Below are 12,023 nucleotides of genomic sequence, written 5' to 3' on the forward strand. Positions count from 1 at the left end.
CAGATGCGATCGGCCCTGACGGACTGACGCGAACAGCAGTTTACTCTTGTTCCCTTCGCAGGTATTAGCCTGATCAGGTTCCGCGGATCCCGAATTAACGGTCTCAGCCTTTTCCATGTAGCCTTCACATGGAAAATAAGCACTCCGACAAGATGACATCCCCTCCGGGGAGGGGGAATGGAGGTAAACTACTCGTTAATTGCGCACAACTCAAGCGGTCGGGGCAATATTATCGCGCACCTCATCGCTCAGGTGATGGGCGACGGCGAGGGCGATCAGTTTATCTTCCAGGGCGAAACGCGCTTCCAGCGACTCGCCGATATCCGACAGCGCCTGCTGAAATTCAAGGTAGTTATCATGATCAATGGCGTTTTCGAGGCAGGTATCGTAGTAGTCCATCATCTGCTGGGTATTGGCTTCCAGCTGCGGGTAAAGCCGGGTGGCGGCTAAAAGTGGGGTATCGCCTTCCATTTCGCCAATAATGCGTTCATAAATACTAAAATGACCGGACGAGAGGTAATCCACCAGACTTTGGCAAAAGTCATCCAGCGCCTTTTCGTTTAGCCGCATAAACGACTCTTTGCCCGGTTTCAGGCCAACCAGATTGTAGTAAGCCACGAGCAGATGCTTACGCACTTGTAGCCAGCGATCGACCAGTTCATTACTACCGCCAACGCGCTCCGTCAGATTTTCCAGCTGGTTTAGCATGATTGACTCCGCTAGTTTTGATTTAAATCTGCTCACCAAAATGTAAATATAATGTTAACAACATGCCAGTGAAGCAAAGGTAGTGCAATAGATATGGATCGTATTATTGAAAAATTAGATCGCGGCTGGTGGGTTGTCAGTCACGAACAAAAATTATGGTTGCCTGGTGGAGAATTACCACATGGCGAAGCGGTTAATTTCGATCTTGTCGGCCAGCATGCGCTGCATATTGGCGAATGGCAGGGGGAGCCCGTCTGGATGGTGCGCCAGGATCGCCGCCATGACATGGGATCGTTACGCCAGGTGCTGGATCAGGATCCGGGTCTATTCCAGCTGGCGGGGCGAGGGATCCAGCTTGCCGAATTTTACCGATCGCATAAATTTTGCGGCTACTGCGGCCACCCGATGCATGCCAGTAAAAGTGAATGGGCGATGCTGTGCAGCCACTGCCGTGAACGTTACTACCCGCAAATCGCCCCGTGCATTATCGTCGCTATCCGTCGCGACGATGCGATCCTGCTGGCGCAACATACCCGACATCGTAATGGGGTACACACCGTGCTGGCCGGGTTCGTCGAGGTTGGCGAAACCCTTGAGCAGGCGGTCGCCCGTGAGGTGATGGAGGAGAGCGGTATCAAGGTGAAAAATCTGCGCTACGTGACTTCTCAACCCTGGCCGTTCCCCCAGTCGCTGATGACTGCCTTTATGGCGGATTACGCAGAGGGCGATATCGTGGTGGATAAAAAAGAGTTACTCAGCGCGGACTGGTACCGCTATGACGATCTGCCGCTTCTGCCGCCGCCAGGTACGGTGGCGCGCCGGCTTATCGAAGATACCGTCGCGATGTGTCGGGCAGAGTTCGAGTGACATGTTACACTGGGCGTATCAACGCTAAAGGAATGTAAAAATGACCGAACTGAAGAACGATCGTTACCTGCGCGCGCTGCTGCGTCAGCCGGTTGATGTCACCCCGGTGTGGATGATGCGCCAGGCGGGCCGCTATTTACCGGAGTACAAAGCCACCCGTGCGCAAGCGGGCGACTTTATGTCGCTGTGTAAAAATGCCGAGCTGGCCTGCGAAGTGACGCTCCAGCCGCTGCGTCGTTATCCGCTGGACGCGGCGATCCTCTTTTCGGACATCCTGACCATCCCGGACGCCATGGGGCTGGGGCTGTACTTTGAGGCAGGCGAAGGCCCGCGCTTCACCTCGCCGGTGAAAAGCAAAGCCGACGTCGACAAGCTGCCAGTCCCGGATCCCGAGCAGGAACTGGGCTACGTGATGAATGCCGTGCGCACCATTCGCCGTGAACTGAAAGGCGAAGTGCCGCTGATCGGTTTTTCCGGTAGCCCATGGACGCTGGCGACCTACATGGTGGAAGGTGGCAGCAGTAAGGCTTTCACCGTCATCAAAAAGATGATGTACGCCGAACCGCAGGCGCTGCACGCGCTGCTGGATAAACTGGCGAAGAGCGTCACCCTGTACCTCAACGCGCAGATCAAAGCCGGCGCGCAGTCAGTAATGATTTTTGACACCTGGGGCGGGGTGCTGACCGGTCGCGACTATCAGCAGTTTTCCCTCTACTATATGCATAAAATCGTCGATGGCCTGCTGCGGGAAAACGAAGGCCGCCGCGTGCCGGTGACCCTGTTCACCAAAGGCGGCGGTCAGTGGCTGGAAGCGATGGCGGAGACCGGCTGTGACGCGCTGGGTCTCGACTGGACCACCGATATTGCCGATGCCCGTCGTCGCGTGGGCGACAAAGTCGCGCTGCAGGGCAACATGGATCCGTCCATGCTCTATGCGCCCCCCGCGCGTATTGAAGAAGAAGTCGCGACCATCCTCGCCGGCTTTGGTCAGGGGGAAGGCCACGTCTTTAACCTCGGCCACGGCATCCATCAGGACGTTGACCCTGAGCATGCGGGCGTCTTTGTTGAAGCGGTGCATCGTCTTTCCGCACCCTATCACCAGTAGGAGATCAGCCATATGGATTTAGCCGCACTCCGTATCCAGCAGCAACAGTTAGCCGCGTCGGTAGAGCGCGCGGATCGACTGGATCGTGACCCACCGACGTTGATCGGCGGCGCGGATGTCGGGTTTGAGCAGGAAGGGGAGATCACCCGGGCTGCGATGGTGCTGCTGACCTGGCCTGAACTGGAGCTGGTGGAGTATCAGGTGGCGCGCGTCGCCACTTCCATGCCCTATATTCCCGGCTTTCTCTCGTTTCGCGAAACCCCTGCGCTGCTGGCGGCGTGGGAGCAGCTTTCGCAAAAACCGGACCTGTTGTTTGTTGACGGCCACGGCATTTCTCATCCCCGGAGATTGGGCGTCGCCAGCCATTTTGGCCTGATGATCGACGTGCCGACCATCGGGGTGGCGAAAAAACGGCTGTGCGGCAAAATCGGCGACCTGGGTGATGAGCCCGGTGCGCTGGCCCCGCTGATGGATAAAAATGAGCAACTGGCCTGGGTCTGGCGCAGCAAAGTGCGCTGCAACCCGCTGTTTATTAGCACCGGCCACCGGGTAGGCATGGACAGCGCTTTAATGTGGGTCGAACGCTGCATGCGAGGCTATCGTCTGCCCGAACCGACGCGCTGGGCCGATGCGGTGGCTTCCCGCCGTCCGTCGTTTGTGCGTTGGCAAGCAAATCACAGCTGATTCAGGTACACTGCGCCTAATTTCTGACTTCGAGAATTCATCATGTTACAAAACCCGATTCACCTGCGCCTGGAGAAGCTGGAAAGCTGGCAGCATGTCACTTTTATGGCCTGCCTGTGCGAGCGTATGTACCCCAACTACGCGATGTTCTGCAAGCAAACCGAGTTTGGCGACGGCCAGCTGTACCGTCGTATCCTGGATCTGATCTGGGAAACGCTGACGGTCAAAGATGCGAAGGTGAATTTCGATAGTCAGCTGGAGAAACTGGAAGAGGCGATCCCGGCGGCAGATGATTTCGACCTGTACGGTGTTTATCCGGCCATAGACGCCTGCGTGGCGTTGAGCGAACTGATCCATTCACGTCTGAGCGGCGAAACGCTCGAGCACGCGATCGAGGTGAGCAAAACCTCCATCACCACCGTGGCGATGCTGGAAATGACCCAGGAAGGTCGCGAAATGACCGACGAAGAGCTGAAAGCGAACCCGGCGGTAGAGCAGGAATGGGACATTCAGTGGGAAATTTTCCGCCTGCTGGCCGACTGCGAAGAGCGTGACCTTGAGCTGATAAAAGGCCTGCGCGCGGACCTGCGTGAGGCTGGTGAGAGCAATATTGGTATAAATTTTCAGCAGTGAGACCAGAAAACGTGATTTACCGCCTGAATTGTAGCGTCTGAAGGCTTCCATTCCGCCCCCCGTCTGGTCTACATTTGGAGGGCGAAAAAAAGTGGCTATCGGTGCGTGTATGCAGGAGGGTGCTTTTTTGGCATTTCCGTCGCACTCGATGCTTAGCAAGCGATAAACACATTGTAAGGATAACTTATGAACAAGACTCAACTGATTGATGTAATTGCGGACAAAGCTGACCTGTCCAAAGCACAGGCTAAAGCTGCCCTGGAATCTACCCTGGCTGCAATTACTGAGTCTCTGAAAGAAGGTGATGCTGTTCAACTGGTTGGTTTCGGTACCTTCAAAGTGAACCACCGCGCTGAGCGTACTGGCCGCAACCCGCAGACCGGTAAAGAGATCAAAATCGCTGCAGCTAACGTGCCGGCATTTGTTTCTGGCAAAGCACTGAAAGACGCAGTTAAGTAAGACCGCGTGGCAGTGAACAGTTTTATCGAAGGGGCTATTAAGCCCCTTTTGTCTGTCTGGCGCCGGCCTCTGGCGCTGGCGGGCATCCTGTTGCTGACTGCCTGCAGCCATAACGCGTCGCTACCACCATTTACCGCCAGCGGTTATGCGGACAACCAGGGGGCGATGCGTATCTGGCGTAAAGATTCTGGCGATGAAGTCCATCTTCTCGCCGCCTTCAGCCCGTGGCGTCACGGGGACACCTCGACCAGCGAATATCGCTGGCAGGGCGATCAGCTGACGCTGATTGAACTCAATGTCTACGGCAAGCCGCCGGAACATATTCGTGCCCGCTTCGACGCGCAGGGCGATCTTAGCTTTATGCAGCGGGAAGTTGACGGGCAGAAGCAGCAACTCTCCAGCGACCAGGTCGCGCTGTACCGTTATCGCGCCGAGCAGATCCGCCAGACCAGCGACGCCCTCCGCCAGGGACGGGTCGTCCTGCGTCAGGGACGCTGGAACGCCGCCGCGCATACCGTGCTGACCTGTGAAGGGCAGACGGTCACGCCCGACCTCGATAGTCGGGCTCTGGCGCACATTGAACGTCGGCAGAGCCACGCTTCCGCCGCGGTGAGCATTGCCTGGCTGGAGGCGCCGGAAGGCTCTCAACTGCTGCTGGTGGCCAATGAAAACTTCTGCACCTGGCAGCCGACGGAAAAAAGCTTCTAACCTTTACCAGTGATTCATGCCCATATGACCGCCGCCGCTACCGCGACAGCCGCCATATCCCATTCCTGCGCCGCGGGGAACGCCAGCCTCAGCCAGGGCGAGATCAAATTTCACTCGCTGCTGATCCAGCTTCTGGCGTAAGCCTTCCATCTCCTGAGCGACGGCTTCAATCTTGCCGCTATCCGGCTTTTGCGCCGTGAGCAACGCATTGTACTCATAGCGTTTGGACTGCAACTGCTGGCGCAGGGCGCTGGTTTGCGCATAGTAATCGTTATGCAGCTTTTGCGCGGTAGCCTGCTGCTCCTGGGTCAGCTGACTGTAGCCCTGGTTGCCGATCCCGTTATTGTTGCCCCAGTGGTGGTTGGCCCAGGCCGTGTTGCTGCCGAAGGTCAGCGCGGCTAAGGTAACGAGGGCGAGAGGTAAGGTACGGTTCCGTTTCATGGCATTTTCTCCTGTGTGGTTTCTCTCGGTATTGCATCTTTCATGCCAGCCTGAAAAAGCCCGTCCGTGCAGGCCTGCCGAGGCCGTTAAAGAGAAGAGCGAGTAAAAATGACCCGTTCCGCCCGTGACCGGCGAGTCATTTTTACTCGCTAAAGCGCAGGCGATATGTTTGAGAGCAGGTTTGGCCGCGCGGAAACATGGCATGATTTCTGCTGAAAGATCCTGCTGATAGCGAAAAGGAGATGACAAGGACTCGCCGATGAAGATCAAACCTTTTTCCCGGGACGCTGCCGCTGGCGCGCTGAGCTGGCTGCTGACCGGTACGGTAGTGCTGCTGGTGGTGCTGTTCTCCGCGATGATCGTCCGCGACTACGGTCGTGAGACGACCGCCGCCCGACAAACTATCGAGGAGAAGGGGAGCGTACTGATCCGCGCGCTGGAGTCCGGCACGCGCGTTGGCATGGGAATGCGGATGCACCACGCGCAGCTGCAGGCCCTGCTGGAAGAGATGGCCTGGCAGCCGGGCGTCCTGTGGTTCGCGGTGACTGATGACAATGGCGCCATCATCGCCCACAGCGATCCGCAGCAGGTGGGTCAAACGCTCTACAGCCCCGCGCAGATGCGTGCGCTGGCGGTTGGCGAACAGGCTCGCTGGCGGCGGCTTAGCGAGCCGCAGCCGGCCATGGAGATCTATCGCCAGTTTCGCCCGCTCAATCCGGCCCGCGGCCACCATATGGGCATGATGAATCGCGGCAACAGCGCCCTGGCTCAAGCCAGCGTCCCGCAGGTGATTTTTATCGCCTTTGATAGCCGCGAGCTGGATGCCGCGCAGGCCCGCGGGCAGCGGAATATGGCCATCATGCTGGGCGCCGCCGCGTTGGTGACAGCGGCAACGATCCTTGCCCAGTTCTGGTTCCGCCGCTATCGCCGCTCACGGAAACAACTGCTGGAGGCGATGGCCCGCAAAGAGAAACTGCTGGCGCTTGGCCATCTGGCGGCAGGCGTGGCGCACGAGATCCGCAATCCGCTCTCGTCGATTAAAGGGCTGGCAAAATATTTTGCCGAGCGCACGCCGCCGGGCGGTGAGTCGCATCAGTTAGCGCAGGTGATGGCCAAAGAGGCCGACCGCCTCAATCGGGTGGTCAGTGAGCTGCTGGAGCTGGTCCGGCCCGCGCATTTAAATTACCAGCCGGTGGATATTAACGCGCTTATCCACCACTCATTGCAGTTGGTTAGCCAGGATGCGCAGAGTCGCGGGATCGCGCTGCAATTTACGCCGCGCCCGGAGCTCTCCACGATCAACGCCGATGCCGACCGCCTGAACCAGGTGCTGTTGAACCTGTACCTGAACGCGATGCAGGCGATTGGCCGCGACGGCGTCATTCACGTATCGGCAAGTGAAGCCGATCGGCGACGTATGAAAATAGTCGTTAAGGATAGCGGTAAGGGGATGAGCGATGAAGAGCTACAGGCCATCTTCACTCCTTATTTCACCACCAAGGCGGACGGCACCGGGCTGGGGCTGGCGGTGGTGCAGAATATTATCGAACAACATGGCGGGACGATCCGCGCCGAAAGTCAGCCGGGGGCTGGAGCGATATTTACGCTTTGGCTACCGCTGGATGCTCAACGGAGGGAAGATGAGCAGCGATAAGGTACAGATTCTGGTTGTCGATGATGACATCAGCCACTGCACGATCTTGCAGGCGCTGCTGCGCGGCTGGGGCTATCAGGTGGCATTAGCCCACAACGGCCGGCAGGCGCTGGAGCAGATCCATCATCAGGTTTTCGACCTGGTACTGTGCGATATTCGCATGGCGGAGCTGGACGGTATCGCAACGTTAAAAGAGATAAAAGCCTATAACCCGGCGATCCCGGTGCTGATCATGACGGCGTTCTCCAGCGTCGATACGGCGGTGGAGGCCATTAAGTCCGGGGCGCTGGATTATCTGATTAAACCGCTGGATTTTGACACGTTACAGCAGACGTTAGTCCAGGCGCTGGCACACACCCGTCATAGCGAGGGCGACCCCAGCGTTGCGACGGATCTACGGTGGGGCATGATTGGCGACAGCCCGGCGATGCAGGCGCTTCTTAACGAAATTACGCTGGTAGCCCCTTCGGACGCGACGGTGCTGATCCATGGGGAGTCGGGAACCGGTAAGGAACTGGTGGCGCGCGCCATCCACGCCTGCAGCGGGCGCGGTGATAAGCCGCTGGTGACGCTCAACTGTGCGGCGCTGAATGAGTCGCTGCTGGAGTCGGAACTCTTCGGCCATGAAAAAGGGGCGTTTACCGGCGCGGAGCGGCGACGTGAGGGGCGCTTTGTCGAAGCGGATGGCGGCACGCTGTTCCTCGATGAAATTGGCGATATCTCGCCATTGATGCAGGTGCGTCTGCTGCGGGCGATTCAGGAGCGGGAGGTGCAGCGTGTCGGCAGCAACCAGACGCTTGCCGTTGATGTGCGGCTGATCGCCGCCACCCACCGCAACCTCGCCGAAGAGGTCAGCGCCGGGCGTTTTCGCCAGGATCTCTATTACCGCCTGAACGTCGTGACTATTGAGATGCCGCCGCTGCGCCGGCGCCGGGAAGATATTCCGCAGCTGGCGCAGCACTTTCTCAAACGCTATGCCGAACGCAATCGTAAGGCGGTAAAGGGGTTCACGCCACAGGCGATGGACCTGCTGATCCACTACCTCTGGCCGGGCAATATTCGCGAGCTGGAAAACGCGGTGGAGCGGGCGGTGGTGCTACTGACCGGAAACTATATCTCTGAGCGAGAACTGCCGCTGGCGATCGCCGGTACGCCGCTGCCGTCAGGCGGGAGCGAGGAGGGGGGAATTCAGCCGTTAGTGGAAGTGGAGAAAGAGGTGATTCTGGCGGCGCTGGAAAAAACGGGCGGCAACAAAACCGAAGCCGCCCGTCAGTTAGGCATTACGCGGAAAACGCTGCTGGCGAAACTTAGCCGTTAGCCTTTTCACGTTCGATGGCGCGCCAGCCGATATCGCTACGGCTAAAGCTACCGTCCCAGCGAATGTCGGTCAGCAGCTGATAGGCGCGCTGCTGCGCCTGCGCTACGGTATCGCCCAGGGCGGTGACGCACAGCACGCGCCCGCCGTTGGTGACCACGCGCTGGTCGTCAGACAGTTTGGTGCCGGCGTGGAAGACCTTACCGTCTGCGACTTCCTGCTGCGGCAGGCCGTAGATCTCATCACCCGTGTTGTAGCTGCCCGGATAGCCGCCGGCGGCAACCACCACGCCCAGCGACGCGCGGTCATCCCACTCGGAGGTTTTCTCGTCCAGCTTGCCCGCGCAGGCGGCGAGGCACAGCTCGACCAGGTCGGACTTCATGCGCAGCATGATCGGTTGGGTTTCCGGGTCGCCAAAGCGGCAGTTGAACTCAATCACCTTCGGGTTGCCCTGCTTGTCGATCATCAGACCGGCGTAGAGGAAACCGGTATAGGTGTTGCCTTCCGCGGCCATGCCCTTCACGGTTGGCCAGATAATCCGCTCCATGGTGCGCTGATGGACTTCATCAGTCACGACCGGCGCCGGAGAATAAGCGCCCATCCCACCGGTATTTGGGCCGGTATCGCCGTTGCCGACGCGCTTGTGATCCTGGCTGGTGGCCATCGGCAGGACGTGCTCGCCGTCGACCATCACAATAAAGCTAGCCTCTTCGCCATCGAGGAACTCTTCAATGACGATGCGGTGTCCGGCGTCGCCGAAAGCGTTACCGGCCAGCATGTCTTTGACCGCCGCTTCGGCTTCCTCAAGGGTCATCGCCACGATAACGCCTTTACCCGCCGCCAGACCGTCGGCTTTGATGACGATCGGCGCGCCTTTCTCGCGCAGGTAAGCCAGCGCTGGCTCAACGTCGGTGAAGTTCTGATATTCCGCCGTCGGGATATGATGACGAGCAAGGAAATCTTTGGTGAAGGCCTTCGAACCTTCCAGCTGCGCAGCGCCTTCGGTTGGCCCGAAGATGGCCAGCCCGGCGGCACGAAACGCGTCAACCACGCCAATGACCAACGGCGCTTCCGGGCCAACGATGGTCAGGTCGATATTTTCATCCTGGGCGAAGCGAAGCAGCGCCGGAATATCGGTAACGCCGATGGCGACGTTTTGCAGCGACGGCTCCAGCGCGGTACCGGCGTTGCCCGGCGCGACGTAGACGGTATCAACCAGCGGCGATTGGGCCGCTTTCCAGGCCAGGGCGTGTTCGCGCCCGCCGTTGCCGATTACTAATACTTTCATCTGCTGCTCCATGAATTAATGGCGGAAGTGGCGCATGTCGGTGAAGATCATGGCGATGCCGTGTTCGTCAGCGGCGGCAATCACTTCGTCGTCGCGGATAGAGCCGCCCGGCTGAATAACGCAGGTGATGCCGACCGCTGCCGCGGCGTCAATCCCGTCGCGGAATGGGAAGAAGGCGTCAGAGGCCATGGCGGAGCCTTTCACTTCCAGACCTTCATCACCGGCTTTAATTCCGGCGATTTTCGCCGAGTAGACGCGGCTCATCTGACCGGCGCCTATGCCGATGGTCATATTGTCTTTGGCATACACGATGGCGTTGGATTTGACGAATTTCGCCACTTTCCAGCAGAACAGCGCATCGCGCAGCTCTTGCTCGCTCGGCTGACGTTTGCTGACCACGCGCAGTTCACCCGCGGTGACCATACCGAGATCGCGGTCCTGAACCAGCAGACCACCGTTAACGCGTTTGAAATCGAGACCGGCAACGCGCGCATCCCACTGACCGCAGGTCAGTACGCGGACGTTCTGCTTCGCGGCAGTGATTTTCAGCGCTTCTTCGCTGGCGGACGGGGCGATGATCACCTCGACAAACTGGCGAGAGATGATCGCCTGCGCGGTGTCGGCATCCAGTTCGCGGTTGAAGGCGATGATGCCGCCGAACGCGGAGGTCGGGTCGGTTTTGTATGCGCGATCGTAGGCGTCGAGGATCGAGTCGCTAACGGCAACGCCGCATGGGTTAGCGTGCTTAACGATCACGCAGGCCGGTTCGTTGAACTCTTTCACGCACTCCAGCGCCGCATCGGTATCGGCAATGTTGTTATAGGAGAGCGCTTTGCCCTGCAGCTGGGTAGCGGTTGCCACGGAAGCTTCTTTGACATTCTCTTCTATATAGAAGGCAGCCTGCTGGTGGCTGTTTTCGCCGTAGCGCATATCCTGCTTCTTAATGAAGTTCAGATTCAGGGTGCGTGGGAAGCGGCCAGCGGCTTCTTTGCTTTCGCCGTGATAGGCTGGAACCATGCTGCCGAAGTAGTTGGCGATCATGCTGTCATACGCGGCGGTGTGTTCGAAGGCTTTAATGGCGAGGTCGAAGCGGGTGTCCAGCGTCAGGGAGCCTTCGTTGGCGTCCATCTCATTAATGATGGCGGTGTAGTCGCTGCTCTTCACCACGATGGCGACGTCTTTGTGGTTCTTCGCCGCGGAGCGGACCATGGTCGGGCCGCCGATATCGATGTTTTCCACCGCGTCTTCCAGCGAGCATCCTTCGCGAGCGACGGTCTGGGCAAACGGATAGAGGTTAACGACCACCATATCGATAGGCGCGATCCCGTGCTGCTGCATGATGCCGTCATCCTGACCGCGACGGCCGAGGATGCCGCCGTGTACTTTCGGATGCAGGGTTTTCACGCGTCCATCCATCATTTCCGGGAAACCGGTGTAGTCAGAGACTTCGGTTACCGGCAGGCCTTTATCTGCCAGCAGGCGAGCGGTGCCGCCAGTGGACAGCAGCTCGACACCACGAGCGGAAAGCGCCTGCGCGAATTCGACGATACCGGCCTTGTCAGAAACACTGAGCAGAGCGCGGCGGACTGGACGACGTTGTTGCATGGTATTAAATCCCCAGGATTTGAACATTACAGAGAGCGTTAGGTGAGTTTTTGCCTAAAAACTCACCTAACGCACCCAACCGGGCATCCGTGTCATAGCGCGGCATTGTAACGAAAACGTTTGCGCAACGCTCGCGAATTTTTATCTTTCTCTCCAGGCCGGTGAATCTCCTTCTATATAGCTGGCGATCCACGGGGCTAGCGGTCATGTTTTTACGCTCTCCTGTGGATAATTCTGTGTGTAACGAGGTATAAAGCGGGGTTTTGCTGGGGAATGCAGCAGTCAGTCATTTTTCTGCCATTTTTCTATTGCGGGCGCTCGAGAACTCCCTATAATGCGCCTCCATCGACACGGCGGATGTGAATCACTTCACACAAACAGCCGGTTCGGTTGAAGAGAAAAATCCTGAAAAACGGGTTGACTCTGAAAGAGGAAAGCGTAATATACGCCACCTCGCGACAGAGCGCTAAAGCGCGTCGCAACTGCTCTTTAACAATTTATCAGACAATCTGTGTGGGCACTCAAAGTGACATGGATTCTTAACGTCCTCGGACGA

The 12,023-nt window shown here is 58.3% G+C and carries 12 protein-coding genes and 1 riboswitch; of the genes, 8 read left to right on the top strand and 4 right to left on the bottom strand.

The window, feature by feature from the left end:
* Positions 1–33: 33 nt before the first annotated feature.
* Positions 34–157, bottom strand: a riboswitch (TPP riboswitch).
* 53 nt (positions 158–210) lie between these two features.
* Complete coding sequence (locus tag MKS11_RS25635) at positions 211–708, bottom strand: Rsd/AlgQ family anti-sigma factor (protein WP_004206746.1); 498 nt, start codon at positions 706–708, stop codon at positions 211–213.
* 93 nt (positions 709–801) lie between these two features.
* Between MKS11_RS25635 and nudC the strand changes: the two genes are divergently transcribed.
* From nudC to MKS11_RS25665, 6 genes are all read left to right on the top strand, one after another.
* Positions 802–1,575 (top strand): NAD(+) diphosphatase, encoded by a 774-nt coding sequence (gene nudC, locus MKS11_RS25640; protein WP_004206745.1) that lies wholly within the window; start codon positions 802–804, stop codon positions 1,573–1,575.
* A gap of 40 nt (positions 1,576–1,615) precedes the next feature.
* Complete coding sequence (gene hemE, locus MKS11_RS25645; protein WP_004206744.1) at positions 1,616–2,680, top strand: uroporphyrinogen decarboxylase; 1,065 nt, start codon at positions 1,616–1,618, stop codon at positions 2,678–2,680.
* Between the two features lie 12 nt (positions 2,681–2,692).
* Positions 2,693–3,364, top strand: a complete 672-nt coding sequence (gene nfi / locus MKS11_RS25650; RefSeq protein ID WP_004206743.1) for a deoxyribonuclease V — start codon at positions 2,693–2,695, stop codon at positions 3,362–3,364.
* A gap of 42 nt (positions 3,365–3,406) precedes the next feature.
* Positions 3,407–3,997, top strand: a complete 591-nt coding sequence (locus MKS11_RS25655; RefSeq protein WP_004206742.1) for a YjaG family protein — start codon at positions 3,407–3,409, stop codon at positions 3,995–3,997.
* Positions 3,998–4,183: 186 nt separating this feature from the next.
* Positions 4,184–4,456: a nucleoid-associated protein HU-alpha gene (gene hupA / locus MKS11_RS25660; RefSeq protein WP_002884342.1), complete on the top strand. Its 273-nt coding sequence runs from the start codon at positions 4,184–4,186 to the stop codon at positions 4,454–4,456.
* A 12-nt stretch (positions 4,457–4,468) separates the two neighbouring features.
* Positions 4,469–5,164 carry a DUF1481 domain-containing protein gene (locus MKS11_RS25665; RefSeq protein WP_023319466.1) on the top strand — a complete coding sequence of 232 codons (696 nt, stop codon included), beginning with the start codon at positions 4,469–4,471 and terminating at the stop codon, positions 5,162–5,164.
* Positions 5,165–5,167: 3 nt separating this feature from the next.
* On the opposite strand, the gene zraP is transcribed toward MKS11_RS25665, so the two are convergent.
* On the bottom strand, positions 5,168–5,605 hold the full coding sequence (gene zraP / locus MKS11_RS25670; RefSeq protein WP_064183925.1) for a zinc resistance sensor/chaperone ZraP: 438 nt from the start codon (positions 5,603–5,605) through the stop codon (positions 5,168–5,170).
* Between the two features lie 259 nt (positions 5,606–5,864).
* Here zraP and zraS point away from each other — a divergent pair, with 259 nt between their 5' ends.
* Positions 5,865–7,259 (top strand): two-component system sensor histidine kinase ZraS, encoded by a 1,395-nt coding sequence (gene zraS / locus MKS11_RS25675; protein WP_023319468.1) that lies wholly within the window; start codon positions 5,865–5,867, stop codon positions 7,257–7,259.
* Complete coding sequence (gene zraR, locus MKS11_RS25680) at positions 7,246–8,577, top strand: sigma-54-dependent response regulator transcription factor ZraR (protein ID WP_049093826.1); 1,332 nt, start codon at positions 7,246–7,248, stop codon at positions 8,575–8,577. The genes zraS and zraR overlap by 14 nt, the downstream gene beginning before the upstream one ends.
* Here the strand turns inward: zraR and purD are convergent.
* A complete protein-coding gene (gene purD / locus MKS11_RS25685; protein WP_087771429.1) occupies positions 8,567–9,862 on the bottom strand; it encodes a phosphoribosylamine--glycine ligase in 1,296 nt (431 codons plus the stop codon). The genes zraR and purD overlap by 11 nt on opposite strands.
* Before the next feature lie 15 nt (positions 9,863–9,877).
* A complete protein-coding gene (gene purH, locus MKS11_RS25690) occupies positions 9,878–11,467 on the bottom strand; it encodes a bifunctional phosphoribosylaminoimidazolecarboxamide formyltransferase/IMP cyclohydrolase (protein WP_004206735.1) in 1,590 nt (529 codons plus the stop codon).
* Positions 11,468–12,023: the final 556 nt, after the last annotated feature.

This window comes from Klebsiella sp. K5-45 (assembly GCF_030128605.1).
Classification (GTDB): domain Bacteria; phylum Pseudomonadota; class Gammaproteobacteria; order Enterobacterales; family Enterobacteriaceae; genus Klebsiella; species Klebsiella quasipneumoniae.

Coding starts and splice junctions, on each gene's coding strand:
- MKS11_RS25635 (WP_004206746.1), bottom strand. CDS start 708: ATGCTAAACCAGCTGGAAAATCTGACGGAGCGCGTTGGCGGTAGTAAT.
- purH (WP_004206735.1), bottom strand. CDS start 11,467: ATGCAACAACGTCGTCCAGTCCGCCGCGCTCTGCTCAGTGTTTCTGAC.
- zraR (WP_049093826.1), top strand. CDS start 7,246: ATGAGCAGCGATAAGGTACAGATTCTGGTTGTCGATGATGACATCAGC.
- zraS (WP_023319468.1), top strand. CDS start 5,865: ATGAAGATCAAACCTTTTTCCCGGGACGCTGCCGCTGGCGCGCTGAGC.
- hemE (WP_004206744.1), top strand. CDS start 1,616: ATGACCGAACTGAAGAACGATCGTTACCTGCGCGCGCTGCTGCGTCAG.
- MKS11_RS25655 (WP_004206742.1), top strand. CDS start 3,407: ATGTTACAAAACCCGATTCACCTGCGCCTGGAGAAGCTGGAAAGCTGG.
- nudC (WP_004206745.1), top strand. CDS start 802: ATGGATCGTATTATTGAAAAATTAGATCGCGGCTGGTGGGTTGTCAGT.
- purD (WP_087771429.1), bottom strand. CDS start 9,862: ATGAAAGTATTAGTAATCGGCAACGGCGGGCGCGAACACGCCCTGGCC.
- hupA (WP_002884342.1), top strand. CDS start 4,184: ATGAACAAGACTCAACTGATTGATGTAATTGCGGACAAAGCTGACCTG.
- nfi (WP_004206743.1), top strand. CDS start 2,693: ATGGATTTAGCCGCACTCCGTATCCAGCAGCAACAGTTAGCCGCGTCG.
- zraP (WP_064183925.1), bottom strand. CDS start 5,605: ATGAAACGGAACCGTACCTTACCTCTCGCCCTCGTTACCTTAGCCGCG.